Source organism: Rubrivirga sp. (assembly GCF_965213695.1).
Taxonomy (GTDB): domain Bacteria; phylum Bacteroidota; class Rhodothermia; order Rhodothermales; family Rubricoccaceae; genus Rubrivirga.
On record NZ_OZ243912.1, the window covers coordinates 2,785,035 to 2,801,018 of the forward strand.

General features: G+C 72.8%; 11 protein-coding genes and 1 tRNA gene. 6 read left to right on the top strand and 6 right to left on the bottom strand.

The genetic code is table 11. The annotated features are described in order from the left end of the window. Positions 1 to 206: 206 nt before the first annotated feature. Complete coding sequence (locus tag ACOOHE_RS12390; protein WP_420454393.1) at positions 207 to 1,367, bottom strand: M23 family metallopeptidase; 1,161 nt, start codon at positions 1,365 to 1,367, stop codon at positions 207 to 209. Positions 1,368 to 1,491: 124 nt separating this feature from the next. Between ACOOHE_RS12390 and ACOOHE_RS12395 the strand changes: the two genes are divergently transcribed. After that, a complete protein-coding gene (locus ACOOHE_RS12395) occupies positions 1,492 to 2,007 on the top strand; it encodes a hypothetical protein (protein WP_420454394.1) in 516 nt (171 codons plus the stop codon). Between the two features lie 123 nt (positions 2,008 to 2,130). Continuing rightward, the gene (locus ACOOHE_RS12400) at positions 2,131 to 3,942 is read left to right on the top strand and encodes a GWxTD domain-containing protein (RefSeq protein ID WP_420454395.1); all 1,812 of its coding nucleotides are present in this window, start codon (positions 2,131 to 2,133) and stop codon (positions 3,940 to 3,942) included. On the opposite strand, the gene ACOOHE_RS12405 is transcribed toward ACOOHE_RS12400, so the two are convergent. After that, the gene (locus ACOOHE_RS12405) at positions 3,908 to 5,962 is read right to left on the bottom strand and encodes a S46 family peptidase (RefSeq protein WP_420454396.1); all 2,055 of its coding nucleotides are present in this window, start codon (positions 5,960 to 5,962) and stop codon (positions 3,908 to 3,910) included. The genes ACOOHE_RS12400 and ACOOHE_RS12405 overlap by 35 nt on opposite strands. A gap of 325 nt (positions 5,963 to 6,287) precedes the next feature. Here ACOOHE_RS12405 and ACOOHE_RS12410 point away from each other — a divergent pair, with 325 nt between their 5' ends. Both ACOOHE_RS12410 and ACOOHE_RS12415 read left to right on the top strand, forming a co-directional pair. Beyond that, positions 6,288 to 6,926, top strand: a complete 639-nt coding sequence (locus ACOOHE_RS12410) for a lysozyme (protein ID WP_420454397.1) — start codon at positions 6,288 to 6,290, stop codon at positions 6,924 to 6,926. 95 nt (positions 6,927 to 7,021) lie between these two features. After that, on the top strand, positions 7,022 to 7,495 hold the full coding sequence (locus ACOOHE_RS12415; protein WP_420454398.1) for an HNH endonuclease signature motif containing protein: 474 nt from the start codon (positions 7,022 to 7,024) through the stop codon (positions 7,493 to 7,495). A gap of 38 nt (positions 7,496 to 7,533) precedes the next feature. On the opposite strand, the gene ACOOHE_RS12420 is transcribed toward ACOOHE_RS12415, so the two are convergent. The 4 genes from ACOOHE_RS12420 to alaS form a co-directional block, all read right to left on the bottom strand. Then, positions 7,534 to 7,623, bottom strand: a tRNA-Ser gene (locus ACOOHE_RS12420). Between the two features lie 87 nt (positions 7,624 to 7,710). Next, positions 7,711 to 8,379, bottom strand: coding sequence for a DUF6989 domain-containing protein (locus tag ACOOHE_RS12425; protein ID WP_420454399.1), 669 nt, complete (start codon positions 8,377 to 8,379; stop codon positions 7,711 to 7,713). Further along, on the bottom strand, positions 8,380 to 8,952 hold the full coding sequence (locus ACOOHE_RS12430; protein WP_420454400.1) for an HmuY family protein: 573 nt from the start codon (positions 8,950 to 8,952) through the stop codon (positions 8,380 to 8,382). A gap of 287 nt (positions 8,953 to 9,239) precedes the next feature. Next, complete coding sequence (alaS, locus tag ACOOHE_RS12435) at positions 9,240 to 12,212, bottom strand: alanine--tRNA ligase (RefSeq protein WP_420454401.1); 2,973 nt, start codon at positions 12,210 to 12,212, stop codon at positions 9,240 to 9,242. Positions 12,213 to 12,961: 749 nt separating this feature from the next. Between alaS and ACOOHE_RS12440 the strand changes: the two genes are divergently transcribed. Then, a complete protein-coding gene (locus tag ACOOHE_RS12440; protein WP_420454402.1) occupies positions 12,962 to 14,752 on the top strand; it encodes a mechanosensitive ion channel in 1,791 nt (596 codons plus the stop codon). 112 nt (positions 14,753 to 14,864) lie between these two features. Next, positions 14,865 to 15,962 carry a mechanosensitive ion channel family protein gene (locus ACOOHE_RS12445; RefSeq protein ID WP_420454403.1) on the top strand — a complete coding sequence of 366 codons (1,098 nt, stop codon included), beginning with the start codon at positions 14,865 to 14,867 and terminating at the stop codon, positions 15,960 to 15,962. The last annotated feature ends 22 nt before the right edge of the window (positions 15,963 to 15,984 follow it).

The following is a 15,984-nucleotide window of genomic DNA, read 5'->3' on the forward strand; positions in this document are numbered from 1 at the left end:
CGAGGTCTACCGGCGAGTCTCGGCCAGGATGCCCCGCCCCGAACTTTCACCCGGTGCTGAAAGCCAATGGCTCGACCCACTCAAGTTGCGAGGGGGTGGCCTCGGCGTCCCGAGACCGAAGACGGAGGACCGGAGACGACCTGATCGGACGGTCCCCCGTCCCCCGTCTCCAGCGCCTCAGAGAGATCGAGCGTGACGTGGGGTCACTACCACCGCGGCGCCCCCTCGGCCGTCGTGCTGTAGAGCGCGAAGTAGCTGTAGCCCCGCCGGGCCGGCTCGTACGAGATCCCGCGCCGTTGGAGCATCCGGTTGGTGCTCCCGTCCGTCAGCCAGACCCCCAGGCCGACGCCCTCGACCGTCGCCCGGTCGACCGGCTCGTCGGCGACCTCGACGCGGATCGGCGCGCCCTCCTGGGTGAACGCGACGCGCCACGCCGGGACCGTCGCCGGGTCGGCGGCGGCGGCCTCGGCCCCGAGCCACGGGTACCGCTCGATCAGGTCGAGCGGCTGGCCGCCCGGCAAGTCCACCACGTAGCCCTCGTCGAGCGAGCGGACGTACTCGGGGAACGTCAGGCCGGGGTCCTCTTCGAGCGCGAGGTAGAGCCCGGCGGGCGGGACGCCGGCCAGGTTCGTCCCGAAAAAGAGACCGTGGAGGTCGGCGCCCCCGAAGTACTCGGCAAACCACAGCGGTTGGTGCTGGTTGACCATCAGCGCGATCTCGAGGTGGACGTGGGCTCGGGAGCGGCCCAGCCCCCTCCCCGTGTAGCCCATCGTCCCGATCCGCCCGCCGCGCTCGACCGCCTGCCCCTCGGCCACGGCCACCTCCGACAGGTGGGCGTACAGGCTGTAAACCGGGCTGTCGCTCCAGTCGTGCTCGACCACGACGTACTTGCCGTAGCTCGACGCCCCGGCGCTCGCGTTCGCGTACGCCACCCGGCCCCGGTCGATGGCGACGACGGCGTCGACCGGCTCGCCGGCCGCGTCCCGCTCGACCGGCGCGATGTCGACGCCCTCGTGGACGCGCCGGAAGGTCCGCCGGCCGAAGATGGTCGGGACGGGGTCGCGGACGAACCCGTACTGCCCGCCCTCCCACTTTTCCGGCCGCAGGCTGTCGACGGTCACGGTGAGCCCCTGGTAGAACCGCTCCGGCGCCCCGTCGAGGAGGGCGCGGTTCGGCGACGGCAGGACGAGGTCGAGCCCACCCGCGGCGGCGGCAGACCGGTCGGCAGACCGGCGGGGAGACTCGTCCGGGTCGGCCGGGGCCGACGCGGCGCGCGCGTCGAGCGGGACGCCGTCCGGGTCGGGCGGGGCGTCGGGCCCGCAGGCGGAGAGGAGCAGGGCGGCGAGCAGGGCGTGCCGAACGGACATGGAGCCAGGCGGAAGGGGCGGCTCGAACCGGGCGCCCCCCTCCGCCCGTTCCCCCGCCGCCGTGCGGACCGGGCGAATCCCCACCGGTCGCCGGGCGTCCCCGTCCCTCCTCCCCGCTCCGCCCGTGACCCGCGCGCTCGCCGTCTCCCTCGTCTCGCTCCTGGTCGCCCTGCTGTCGCTGGTGACGGCCCTGTTCGCCGTCTTCGTCCCCCCGTTCCCGACCGTCGAGGGCCGCGAGGTCGAGCGCGTCGGCCGGGCCGCGGCGGACGAGGCGACGCTGCTCGACCACATGGTCCTGATGCAACGCTACGTCGAGAAGGCCGCGCTCGCGTCCGACGCCGGCAACGCCGCGCTGACCGCGTTCTACGCCGACAAGATCTCGGAGCGGGCGGGCCGCGTCATCGACGGCGGCTACGTGGTCGACGGGATCGACGTGAGCGCGATCGCGGCCGAGGTCGCCGACCCCCGCGCCGACGCGCTCGTCCAAGCCGCCGCCAGCGGCGACCGGGCCCGGTTCGACGCGGCCTACGCCCGGATGGTCGACGGCTGCAACACGTGCCACAAGCGGGCCGGCTACGGGCTCGTCCGGATCGTCCGGCCCGAGGCCGGCGCGTACCCGTCGCAGGTGTTCGAGGAGTAGGCGGCCGTATCGTGGAGCCGAGGTCGTGACCCGGACGCCCATTCGGGCGGCTGTCCCCATGCGGGTCCCGGTCCGAGCTCGCGCCCGCCGACGGTCCGCCCCGTCTCGTCTGTCCCCGCTCCGATGCGTCCCTCGTCTGCCCGCGCATTCTGGCTGATCGGAGCGCTGGCCGCGCTGGCCGCGTGCGCGCCGCCAGCGGTGGTGGAGCCGCCCCGCGAGCCGCTCGCCCAGGCCGACGCCATCGTGCGCACGGCCGGGTCCGACCCTGCCGTCGCGGTCCCGGCGTACCTCACCCTCTTGGCCGCCGCCGACTGGGCGCTGTCGCCGACCGACTCCGCTATCGTCCGTCGCCACCTCGCGCAGCTGGCGCCGCTGGCGCCCGACCTCGGCCTCGACGGCGAGCTGGCGACGTGGCCGACCGGGACCGGTGCCGACGCGCTCCGCTGGTGGCGGTCTCGGGACCCGGTCCCGGCGACCGCTGCCAACGAGCGGCTGCCGGAGCACCTCGCCCGTGTGATCCAGGCCGAGGCCGAGTACGCCAGCACCCGGCACCCGTCCGGTCTCGACGGGCGCGGGCGCGTCCTGCTCCGGCTCGGCCCGCCCGAGTGGGTCCGCAAGCCGTTCAGTCTCACCCTGGCTCGCGACACGGACACGTTCGTCCGGCCCGAGATCTGGCGCTACCCGTCCGTCGGCGCCGACGCGGTGTTCCTGTTCACGGGCGTCAGCGGGTTCGAGGAGGGGACAGTCCGCGAGATCCTCCCCCTCGAACTCCAGTACGGCTCTACGTATGGGCCGAGGGGTGAGGCCCGCGCGGGCCTGGTCGCGGCCGGGCTGGTCGACTTGCTCCGGCCTGTCTTCGCGTTCGTCCCGGAGTACGGACGCATTTGGGACGGACTGGTCCGGTACCAGGAGCACCAGGAGCTCGCTACGCCCGGCTCGATAGGCTCCATCCTTCCGCCCGACGCCTTCCTCGCCGACCTCACCGAATTGGAGCGGATCGAGCGCGAGTTCCGCCAGCGCCGGGCGGAGACGGTCCCGGCGTCCGTCTCTCTGGCCGGCGGGCACGCCCCCGCGCTCGCCCTCGACGTCCGCACGGTCCGCTTTCGCGAGCCCGACGGGACGACGCGGATCGACGTGGTGTGGGCTCTGGGCCCGGACGCCCTCGCCCTCTCCCCCATCGAGCGGGCGACGCTGTCGAGCCTGGCCGGCGCCGAGCGCGTGACGGGCCTCGACGTCGTGGTCACGGCGGCCGACGACGCCTTCGAGCCGGTCGCCGCGTGGTCGGAACGGCTGGCGGTGGCCGAGTCGGCTAGCGAGACGGAGCGTCCTCCCCGAGCGGTTTCGATCCGGCCCGCGCCCGCCGTCGCCCACGTCACGCTTCAGGTGGCCGCGCTCGCGAGCGAGACGGTCGCGCGCCGCGCCATCGTCCGAACGGCGGGCGTGCCGGCGCTCGCGCCGACCGGGTTCGAGGCGAGCGACCTGCTCCCGGTCCGCCTCCCGGCCGACCAGCTCGCGGCCGACCCGAACGACTTGACGCTCGGCGACTACGTCCCGTTCGGCGTCGCCGGCGGGTCCGTCGCGCGCGACGCTCCGCTCGCGGTCGTGTTCGAGGTCTACGGGCTGGCGACCGACGCCGACGGGGTCGCCCGCTACACGGTCGAGTACGGCGTCACGGCCGACGGCCGACGCGGAGGCCTGGCGGGCCTGCTCGGCGGGCGCCGCCAGCGCCGGGCGTCGAGCGCGCTCACCCTGACCGCCGACGGCGCGACGACGCGCGAGGCCGTCGCCATCGACCTGTCGGCGCTCACCGACCGCGACGACCGCGTGACGGTCGAGGTCCGCGTGACCGACGAGGCCACGGGCGCGACCGTCGTCCGCACGCTCCCGCTGACCCTCGCGGCTACCGACGCAGCGTCCCCTGGCGGATCTCCGTGACGAGCCCGTCGAGCCCGTACACGTTCGCGAGGGCCTCGACCACCAGCCGCGTGTCGACCATCACGTTGCGGCCACGCTCGGGCGCGTAGAGGTAGTCGCGGACGAGCCCCTCGATGGTCCGGTCGAAGTTGAGCCCGACCAGCTCGCCGGCCCGGTTCACCGTCGGCGAGCCCGAGTTGCCGCCGATGGTGTCGGAGGTCGACGTGAAGTTGACCGGCGTCGACAAGTCGAGGTCGTCTTTTGCGTCGAGCCACCGCGCGGGCAGGTCCCACTCGCAGGGGTCGCTCGCGCCCGACGTGCAGAAGCTGTGGTAGCGGTCGAACAACCCGAACAGCGTTGTCATGGGCGGCGCGAGTGTGCCGTTGTAGGGGTAGCCCGAGACGATGCCGTCGGTGAACCGGAGCGAGAACGTGGCGTCGGGCGGGACGGCGTTGCCGTAGGTCGCGAACCGGGCGCGGCCGAGCCGCCGGGCGATGTCGGCCTCGCGCGCCGCCAGCCCGGCGCGGGCCGAGTCGAACGCCTCGATCTGGGGGAGCAGGCCCCTCGCGAGCGCGACCGCCGGGTCGTATTCGGCCTGGGCGGGGTCGGGCGCGGGGTTGGCCGCGAGCGATGTCGCCAAGAGCCGGTCGGCGGCGGCCTCGGCGGTCTCGCCCTCCAGCGCGTCGGGCAGCGCCTCGCCCTGGTCGCGGTAGTAGCGGCGGAGCGCGTCGACCTCGGCCGTGAGGTAGGCCCGCTCCAACACCTCGGGCCGCTCCTCGACGGCGGTCACGGCCTCGGCGTCCCCCCGGGCGAGGGCGCGGGCGCGGAGGAGCAGCGCCGATCCATAATTCGAGTTGAAGAGCGTCGGGAACGCGCGGTAGGCCGCGGCCATCTCGCGCTTCTCGGCCTGGACCGCCGCCTGCCGGTCGATGAGCGCGGCGGCCTCCGGGCTGGCGGCGCGGAACGACCGCTCGGCGTCGGCGCGGCGGGCGATGATCTCGGGGTCGCTGAGCCCGCGGAGCCGGCCGCCGAACGCCTTGCGCGCGTTGCTGAGCCCGAAGATCCGGCTGCGGAGCTCGTCCGGGTTCGGGTCCTCACCCGTCTCCAGGAACGCCCGGAGCGCCGCCTCGCGGGACTCGATGTAGGCCAGCGTGCCAACGAGCCCGGCGTCGCGCAGGAACTCCAGCTCGGCGACCGTCAGCCCGCGCGACGTGCTCCCCGGGTTGCCGATGACGAACACCAGGCTCCCGGCCTCGACGCCTTGGTCCGAGAGCGGGAAAAACTCGGGCGACGCCAGCGGGCGCCCGTCGTCGCCATAGATCCGGAAAAAGGCGAAGTCGGCGGCGTAGCGGGGGTAGGTGAAGTTGTCGGGGTCGCCGCCGAAAAAGCCGAGCGACCGCTCGGGCGCCATCGCCAGACGGACGTCGCGGTAGCGCCGGAACGTGTACGCCGAGTACCGGCCGCCGTTGTACAGCGCGACCACCTGGACCACGTAGTCGTCGGCGTCGGCGTCGGGCGCGGTGATGCCGTAGGGCGCGAGGAGCCGGGCGGTCACCTCGGCCTCGGCGGCCTCGAACGCCGCCCGGCGCTCGGCGTCGGTCTGGGCCGCGTCGACGGGCGCGCTCATCGCGTCGGTCACGTCGTCGATGGCGACGAGCTGGTCCATGAACAGGCCGTCCACGCGGCGCTCCTGGTCCAGCGACGTCGCCGAGAACCCGTTGTCGAGCAGCCCCTCGCCCCCCCGGTCCACGGCGACGACGTGGCGCTGGGCGCAGTGGTGGTTGGTGAGCACGAGCCCGTTCGGGGACACGAACGAGGCCGAGCAGCCGGGCATCCGGAGCGACGCCAGCCGGGCCCGGCGGTACCACGCCTCGTCCGGCGCGAAGCCGTAGGTCTCCTGGAGGTACTCGGTCGGCGGGTCCTCGAACAGCCACATCTTGCCGCCGTCGAGCGGCTGGGCGCGGACCTCGGCGAGGTCGACGGGCTGGGCCACGACGGGCCCGGCGAGGGCCAGGAGGACGAGGAGCGAGAGGCGACGCATGGCGTGTGGAGGGCGGAACGGCGGGTTCAAAGGTAGCGCCTCCGGTCCGCTAGCCCGGCCCCTGGAGCGCGCGGCCAGGGCCGTCGCGACGACGCCGGCCCATCGGTCCGCGGCTGCGTGACGAGATCCCGTCGTCTCCTACGAGGTCCCCTCTCCCCGCGGGAGAGGGACAGGGTGAGGGGTCGTCCGAGCCTGTCCCGAGGCCCCTCGCCTCGGCCACCCGGGGGATGGGGAGAGCCGTCTCGGGGGCGCGGTGGTCCCGACCGCGCGAGCGCTCGCGCAGCGCCGCCGTCCTACGTTCCGTCGTCCGCCCTCCCCCACCTCCATGCCCCATCCCGACAACGCCGCCCTCCGGATCTCGGACCCCGGCCTCACGCTCATCCAGCAGTTCGAGGGGTTCGAGCCCGACTGGTACCTCGACGCCGTCGGCGTCCGGACCATCGGCTACGGGTGGACTGGCGCGCTCCCCGACGACCTGGCCCCGCCGCTCACCGAGGCCCAGGGCCGGCGGCTCCTGGCCGACACCGTCGGCGCGTACGGGGCGGCCGTCGTCCGGCACGTCGAGGTCCCGCTGGCGCAGGCCCAGTTCGACGCGCTCGTCAGCTTCACGTACAACCTGGGCGCGTCGAACCTCGCGTCGTCGACGCTGCTGGCGCGGCTCAACGAAGGGCGGTGGGACGAGGCCGCGGCCGAGTTCGACCGCTGGGTGCTCGCCGGCGGACGGCGACTCGAAGGGCTGGTCCGTCGCCGGGCCGCCGAGCGGGCCCTGTTCGAGTCGGCCCGCGCCGTCGCCCCACCGGCCGAGCCGACGCCGGGCGACGACTCACCGCGTCCACCGGCGAGCGAGATGGAGCGGATTCCGGCCCGGCCACCCCACCTCGACGACGGCCCCCCGCCGCCCGACGTTCTCCCCCCGGACCGCCCACGCCGCGACGATCCTCGGCCTCGGGGCCCGGCCTGGTGACGTCAACGAAGAGCGGCCCCGACTCAGGGCGAGTCGGGGCCGCTCGGCGGAGAGGGTGACCGGCTCGCGGACTTGGACCGCTGTACGTTGTCGATATGCAAGAAACCCTCTTCCGGCGCCAGTTCCTCGAACGAGTCGAGGTTGATCCCGGCGGGTGTTGGATCTGGAAAGGCTACACGATCCGGAACCGGAGTGGCCAGGCCTATGGGAGACTAAAGCGGTGTGGGAAGAACCATCTCGCCCATCGATTTGCGTTCGCGCAGGTGCATGGTCCTATCCCGCCCGGTCTCGTCGTGCGGCATCGATGCGACAAGACCTTATGTGTCAACCCCGACCACCTCGAAGTTGGGACTCACAAAGACAACGCCCATGACCGCGAGAGCCGCGGCAGAGGCAACCACCCGAGCGGTGCGAGCCACTACAAATCGTCGTTGACGGCGTCGGACGTCTCGGACATCCGCGATGCCCGAGGTACTGTCGCGGTCCGAACGCTCGCGGCGACGTACGGTGTCGCTCACAACACGATCGTCCAGATCCAGAACAGGGAGCGGTGGAACGACTCGGCATAAACGAGTAGACGCCCCGATCCTGAGCGAATCGGGGCGTCTGGCGGAGAGGGAGGGATTCGAACCCTCGGTAGACTTGCGCCTACAACGGTTTTCGAGACCGCCCCATTCGACCACTCTGGCACCTCTCCGTCTGGGGGTCGCCAAACTACGCCGGCGCCTCGCGGGCGTCCGCCGCCGGACGGTGAAGAGTCCCGGAACGCCGACGGCCGGGCGCCTCAGGCGACCTCGATCATCCAGTACGACGCCGCCAGCGCGCCGAGGTAGACCAGCGACACCAGTGCCGCCGCCGCCACGCGGACGGCGACCGACCGCCGCCGCGTCTGCTGGAACGCGAGGTAGGAGACGGCCCCAAGCAGTACCTCAGGCAGGATCACGTACCACGCCACCGGCCCGACCGTCGCGACGTCGACGGCCCGCCAGATGGGGACGGCCCACAGCGTCGCCTCGGCGCCGACGAGCAACACGCCGGTCAGCGCCGCCGCCCACGCGGCCCCGCGAGCGGCCGAGCCCCGGCTCAGGCGCTCGGCGACGAACAGGGCGCCCCACAGCGGGATCGTCCACATGCCGGCCATCGCGAGCGGCGTCGGGCCCAGGCGCGGGCCGCCGGTGTCGGGGAAGTCGAGCGAGCCGAGCACGTCGGCCAGGACGGCGTCGGGGACCACCTGGAACGCGCTCAGCGGGGCTAGGAACGCCCACAGTGCGACCCACCCGTGATGCCGCCGCACCCGGCCGACGACCGGCAGCGCGACGTTGTAGAGAGCGACGAGGGCCAGCACCCGCCAGCCCAGCGCGGGCGCCGGCAGCGCGAGCGTCAGCCCGGCCACGACGGCGAACGCGGCGTGGAACGCGAGCGCGTCGCGGCCGGACCGGGCGCCGGGCGTCACCTAGCTCCCCGCCCCGAGCGGCACCACCTCGAGCGTCACGAAGCGCGGGCGGACGCCGCCCACCTCCTCGCCCAGCACGTAGCGGACGAACCGGACCTTGGCCGCCGAGCCGTCGGGCCGAACCACGACGAGCGTCCGGCCAGCGACCGGCTCGACGCCGTTGCCGGCGTAGGTGTACCAGCCGTTGCCGGACCCGTGGCAGACGACACGCGCCGCGCCGCGCGGGCACTCGCCCTCGCCGTCAGCCATGAGCGTGTCGGGGAGGGCGGTGACGGCGTCGAACGGCTCGGCGACGAGCGCGCCGCGGAGCCCGCCCGGGCCGCTGGCGCCGCCGTTCAGGATCACCTCCGTCCCCCGGATTCCGAGGTCCCAGGCCGCCGAGGCCGAGTCGGCACGGACGGTCGCCTCGGGCGCGACGACGAGGGCGCCGTCGCGGAGCGAGACGAGCGTGAACGGGCCGTCGGTCCGGCCCATCCCGGCGGAATGGGTGGCGACGTCTTCGATCAGCAACGTCTCCTGGGCCCCAGCGGGCAGGGCAACGAGGAGGGCGGCGAACGCGAGCAGGCGAGTCATGGGCGGGAGGATACGAGAGAGCCGGTCCAACGGGCACCGACCGACCGGAGCGCCCGGCGGTCGGTGAAGAGGCCGTCCAGAGTCGGTGGGTCTGTGAGAACCGGCCGGGGACGTCTCGGAGTCGCTCGCGAGGTCCCCTCTCCCCGTGGGAGAGGGACAGGGTGAGGGGTCGGAAGCGTCACGAGACCCTCGTGCTCCATTGCCCCCGAGAGGTGGAGAGGGAACCCGATTCCGCTCGCCAGGCTGTTTCGGACTCGCCGACGGGCTGACTCACTGCGCAACGCGCTCTATTCGAGCAGTCGGCGGACCTCCTCGGCGGCGGCGCCGAGCGCGTCGGCCAGGCCGTCGGGGTTCTTGCCGCCGGCCGTCGCGAGCGTCGGTCGCCCGCCGCCGCCGCCGCCGACCTTTTTTGCCAGCGCGCCGACCAGCTTGCCGGCCTGGACGCCCTGGGCCACCAGGTCGTCGGTGACGGACGCGGCCAGGAACGCCTTGCCCTCGTCCGGGTCGGCCGCGCCGAACACGGCGACGCCGCCGCCCGTCGCCGTCATCCGGTTGCGGGCCGTCTCGGCCAGGTCGCGCAAGGTGTCCATGTCGGCGCCCGGGACCTCGCCCGTCGCCACGCGCACCTCGCCCACGGCTTCGGCCTCGGACAGGAACCGGTCGAGCCCGGCGGCGGCCTGCTCGCGGCGGAGCCCGGCGATCGTTGCTTCGAGCGACTTCAGGTCGTGCTGGATCCCCTCGACGGCGAGCGCCAACCCGTCCGGGAGCTGCTTGAACTGGGCGCGCGCGGCGTCGAGCTCGGCCAGCTCGCCCCGGAGCCAGTCGAGCGCGGCCTCGCCCGCGACGGCCTCAACCCGGCGGACGCCCGAGGCGACCGACCCCTCGGCCGTGATCCGGAACAGGCCGACCTCGCCCGTCGCCCCGAGGTGCGTCCCGCCGCACAGCTCGACCGAGACGTCGGGGTCGAACGTGATGACGCGGACGCGCTCGCCGTACTTCTCCCCGAACAGGGCCATCGCCCCGCGCGCCTTGGCCTCATCGAGCGGGACGTCGCGGGCCTCGTCCTTCGGGATGTTGCGGAGCACGAGCGCGTTGACGCGGTCCTCGACGGCCCGGCGCTCGTCGTCGGTCAGCTTCTCGAAGTGGGAGAAGTCGAACCGGAGCCGGTCGGGCGCGACGAGCGAGCCCTTCTGCTGGACATGCGTGCCGAGCACCTCGCGGAGCGCGGCGTGCAGCAAGTGCGTCGCCGTGTGGTGGCGCATGATCCGCTGGCGCCGGTCGGCGTCGACAGTTGCCATCACGTCGGCGTCGCGGTCGGCAGGGAGCCGGTCGGCGACGTGGACGACGGCGCCGTCGGCGCCCTTGACGGTGTCGAGCACGGAGACAGTCTCGTCGCCGACGCGCAGCGTGCCGGTGTCGCCGATCTGGCCGCCGGACTCGGCGTAGAACGGGGTCGTGTCCAAGACGAGCTCGTGGCGGGCGTCGTCCCCCTCCCCCACCGTCCGCGTCTTCAGGATGCGCGCGCCCTCGACCGCCAGCCGGTCGTAGCCGACGAAGGCGACCTCGGCCGGCGTGTCGGCCGTCGCGTCCCACAGGTCGACCTGCTCGTCGCTGGCGGAGAATCCGGCGGCGGCGCGGGCGCGGTCGCGCTGCTCGCCCATCAGCTCCTCGAACCGGGCCTCGTCCACGGACAGCCCGCGCTCGCGAGCCATGACCGCGGTGAGGTCGGACGGGAAGCCGTAGGTGTCGTGGAGGAGGAAGACAAACTCTCCGGACAGCTTCGAATCCGCTGCATCGCTCAGCATCTTGCTTGCGATATCGTACTGAGTGAGGTCGTCACCGTACACCGTTAAAAGTGCGTTCGTGATTCCTGCTGACTTGAAGGCATCGACTAGGTCTGCCTCCGCCTGATCCCAGCGCGCCTTCAGAGCCATGTTTCCCTCCGTCGGCTCGCTCCTCCGCCCACGGGCAAGCTCGCCGTACTGAACCAACACTGATGCCACGGATTCGAACCCATCGATCCCAGCACCGAGCGTCTTCAGAAATGCCTCCTCCTCGCCGGTGATGATGCGGGCGGCCGTCTCTTGCGTCTCGACCAGCTCCGGGAACGCCTCGCCCATCTCGTCCGCCAGCGCCGGCAGCAGCGACGCCAGGAACGGCTCCCGCAGCCCGAGCGCCTGGTACCCGTAGCGGACGGCCCGCCGCAGGATCCGGCGGAGCACGTAGCCCCGGCCCGTGTTGCCCGGCAAGGCCCCATCGGCAATCGCGACGGCGAGGGTGCGGACGTGGTCGGCCACCACGCGCATGGCGACGCGGACTCGCTTGTCGTCGGCGTCGGTCTCGTCGTAGTCGTCGTAGGGCTTGAGGCCGGCGCGGTCGGCGAGGGCGGCGAGGATGGGCGTGAACAGGTCGGTGTCGTAGTTCGACCGCTTGCCCTGGAGCACGGCGCAGATCCGCTCGAACCCCATCCCCGTGTCGATGTGCTGGGCCGCCAGCGGCTCCAGAACGATGGGCGTGTGGACCTGCGCGGCCGGGTCGGCATCGGCGTCCGGTGGGGCGGGCGTCCCGTCGCTCGCCCGGACCGCGTCGAACTGGATGAACACCAAGTTCCAGATCTCCATCACGCGCGGGTCGTCCTTGTTGACGAGGTCCTGGCCCGGGACGATGGCCCGCTCGTGGTCGTCGCGCAAGTCGATGTGGATCTCGGAGCACGGCCCGCACGGCCCGGTCTCGCCCATCATCCAGAAGTTGTCCTTCGACGGCTGGTACAAGATGTGGGCCGGGTCGATGGACGTCTCCTCGGTCCACAAGTCGGCGGCCTCGGTGTCCGGGCCGAGCCCGAGCGCGTCGTCGCCTTGGTGGACGGTGACGTAGAGCCGGTCGGCGTCGAGGCCCCATCGGTCGACCAAGAGCTCCCAGGCCCAGCGGATCGCCTCGCGCTTGAAGTAGTCCCCGAAGCTCCAGTTGCCGAGCATCTCGAAGAACGTGTGGTGGTACGTGTCGAGGCCCACCTCGTCGAGGTCGTTGTGCTTGCCCGAGACCCGGAGGCACTTCTGGGTGTCGGCGACGCGGACGTAGGGGCGCGAGCCGGTGCCGAGGAACACGTCCTTGAACGGGTTCATCCCGGCGTTGATGAACAGCAGCGTCGGGTCGTCCTGGGGGACGATGGGCGCGCTCGGGACGATCTCGTGGCCCTTCTCCCGGAAAAAGTCGAGGAAGGCGGCTCTCGTGGCCTGGGCGGTCTGGGGTCGGCTCGGCATCGGTCGGGTGTCGAGGAGATCGGTCGGGCGTCGGGAGCGCGGAAGCTACCCCGCCGGGCCAGCCGCTCCGGGCAGACCGTGGGGATTCGCCAGGGTGGCCGCACGCTCCGGCGCAGACCCCCTGCTCCCCTTCCGGTCGCGGACCTGTCCTGAGCGGAGCCGAAGGGCTCCCAGGTCGGGGGAGCCGTCCCCCTTGAAGGGCAGGGTCGTTAAGTTCTGCTCGCCTCTCGCAATCGACTCCGTAAAACCAATAGTCATCCCCGCGCAGGCGGGGACCCATACGGTCCTGCTCGTGGGCGGAGCGCCGCATGGATTGGCTGCGCCGACGCTTCGCGGTCCCGCGTGCGCGGGAATGACTCGTGTTGTTTGAGTGGTCGAAAAAGAACTTAACAGCCCTGCCCTTGAAGGGGGACAGCCTGATCGGCCCTTGAGCGAAGCGATGGGCGATCAGGCGGGGGGTCCGCCAGCCGGTGCTGAGGCCTCGTTCGAGCGTGCGGTCGGGGGGATTCGCCAGGGTGGCCGCTCGCGCATCGGACGCCGCCGAGGTACTCGCGGCCAGTCGCCAATGGAACGTCAGGCCGAGCGGTTGCCACTGGTCATTGCCCACTCCCCACGGGCCAGGCGGTAGCGCGCGGTCGCCCTCGGGATTCGGGGCACTCGTCGCTTTCGAGCCGAGGTGTCATGCTCCTCAAAACGGAACATTTATGAAACCCCCGGGGTGCCCCCATCCCTCACACACACCCGCTCCCGTGCAAGACTTCTTCTACAACATCGAGAGGACGCTCGGCCCGCTGTGGCCCGTCCTCGTGTTCGTCCTCATCCTCTTGGTCGGCTACGTCGTGGCCAAGATTGTCGAGGGGCTCGTGCGGAGCGCCCTCAAGCGGACCCAGCTCGACGACCGGTTCCTGTCGTCGCTCACCGACGAGCCCCGGATCTCGTCCGAGCGGATCGGCGGGCGGATCGCGTTCTGGGTCGTGATGGTGTTGGCGCTCATCGCCGCGTTCAACGCCGTCGACCTGGGCGACGTCGGCGGCCCGCTGGGCGAGTTCGTCGGGACCATCATCGCGTTCATCCCGAACCTCATCGGCGCGCTGATCCTGGCCATCGTGGCCTACGCCGTCGCCCGCGTCCTGTCGATGCTCACGACGAAGGCGCTCCAGGCCGCCAACCTCGACGAGCGCGTCGCCAGCGCCGGCGACTACGGCGACGGCGCACCCGCCCGCCGGGCCGATGTCCCGGCCACCGACCCCGTCGCGACGGGCGGCCGGGGCTCGACACCGGCCGGCGAGGTCGGCCCGGACGCCGCCGACGACCTGGCGGCGGCCCACGACCGGGCCCACGCGCGGCTCCACGGCGACCGGCCGGCCGACCGCCGCACCGGCGGCGCGTCGCTGGCGGAGACGCTGGGCACGGCCGTGTTCTACTTCGTGATCCTGCTGTTCTTGCCGGCCATCCTGGACACGCTCGAGCTGGGCGGCATCCTGGCGCCGGTCCAGGGGCTCGTCAACGAGATCCTGGCGTTCCTGCCGAACCTGCTGCTGGCCGCCATCATCGTGGTCGTCGGCGCGTTCGTGGCCCGGGTGCTCCGCAAGATCGTCGCCAACCTGGCCGCCGCCGCCGGCGTCAACACGCTGAGCGAGCGGGTCGGGCTGTCGCGCGCGACCGGCAGGACGCGGCTGTCGGACCTGCTCGGGCTGGTCGTCTACATCCTGGTCCTGATCCCGGTCATCGTGTCGGCGCTGCAGGCGCTCGACGTCGAGGCCGTGACGGCGCCGGCGAGCGCGATGCTGGGCCAGTTCCTGGAGGCCATCCCGCGCGTGTTCGTGGCCGCGCTGATCCTGGGGATCGCCTTCGTCGTCGGGCGGCTGCTCGCGTCCCTCGTGGCGTCGCTGCTGGCGGGCGTCGGGTTCAACCGGCTGTTCGAGGGGCTCGGCTTCCGCTCGGCCGCGCGCGAGGTGGCCGAGCCGAGCGTGACCGACCCGACGCGGGACCCGGCGCGCGACACGGCGCTCGACACCAAGACGCCGGCCGGGCTGGCCGGCTGGGTGGTCCTGGTGGCCGTGATGCTGTTCGCGGCGACCGAGGCCGCGGCGGCGCTGGGCCTGGACGCCTTGGCGCTGCTCATCGTCGAGTTCACGGTCCTGGCCGGCCAGGTGCTGCTGGGGCTCCTGATCTTCGCGGTCGGGCTGTACCTGTCGAACCTGGCGTACCAGGCCGTCAAGTCGAACGCCTCGGAGCAGTCGGACCTGCTGGCCGTCGCCGCCCGCGTCTCGATCCTGGTCTTCGCCGGGGCCATGGCGCTCCGCCAGATGGGCCTGGCCGACTCGATCGTGAACCTGGCGTTCGGGCTGATCCTGGGCGCCATCGCGCTCGCCGCCGCCATCGCCTTCGGGTGGGGCGGGCGCGACGTGGCGCGCGAGCAGCTCGAGAAGCTCCGCGACGCCACCGACGCGCCCCGCGTCCTCAAGCCGTCGGCCGACGAGCCCGGCGCGAGCCCGCAGACGCGGCCGGACCTGACCGACACGACGCCCGGCACCTGACCCCGGCCTCCGGCCTCCGCGCCCCTGTCGGTCTCGGCCGGCGGGGGCGCTCTCGTGGGGCGAACCCCGCCGGCGGCTGGTCGTCCGACCCTCCCCCGCTCGCGCTCCGCCGATGCAGATCGACACGCTGTTCTCCGGGTCCGTCCCCGTCGACACCACCATCACCCGGGCCGACCTGGTCGAGGCGCCGGCCGCTGCGGACACGGCGGGGACCGGCCTCGCGGCCTCGACCGGGGAGGCCGTCGAGACGGTCCAGGGCTTCGTCGACGGGTTCTACGCGGCGCTGCCCAAGGTGGCCGTCGCGCTCGTCGTGTTCGTGCTGTTCGTGCTTGTCGCGCGGGGCATCCGGAGCGTGATCCACCGGGTCACGCCCGGGCCGAAGGACTCGAGCATCGGGATCGTGATCGGGCGGCTCGTCTACGCGGCGCTGCTCGTGCTCGGCGTCCTGATCGGGCTCGTCATCATCTTCCCGACGTTCACGATCGGGAGCCTGCTCGGGGCGCTGGGGCTGGGCGGCGTGGCGCTGGGGTTCGCGTTCCAGGACATCTTCCAGAACCTGTTGGCGGGCATCCTCATCCTGCTCCGCGAGCCGTTCCGCGAGGGCGACGAGATCACGTCGGGCGCGTACACCGGGACGGTCGAGGCCATCGAGACCCGGGCCACCTTTATCCGGACGTACGACGGCCGCCGCGTCATCATCCCGAACTCGCAGATCTACTCGGACCCCGTCCAGGTCATCACGGCCTACCACATGGTCCGCAGCGAGTACGACGTCGGGATCGGCTACGGCGACGACATCGGCGAGGCCAAGCGGATCGCGCTGGAGACGGTCCGGGGCATCGAGGGCGTGATGGAGGACCCGGCGCCGGACGTGCTCACGTGGGACCTGGCCGGCTCGTCGGTCAACCTCCGCGTCCGCTGGTGGAGCGACCCGACGCGGGCGAACGTGGTCAAGCTCCGCGACGCCGTGCTGATGCGGGTCAGCCGGGCCCTGCTCGCGGCCGGCATCGACCTGCCGTTCCCGACCCAGCAGGTCCTGTTCCACGACCAGACCGAGGCGACCGACGGCGACCGGACGCGCCAGCGCGAGGGGTGGCCGGTGCCCAAAGACGGCGACGCGCCGGAGCCGGCCCGGATCGGGCTGGCGCTCCGCGGCGGGGCGGACGGCGGCGAGGCCTCGGACGAGGCGCCACCCGTCGAGACGCCGTAAGGGGACCGGGGAGGCCGGGCCG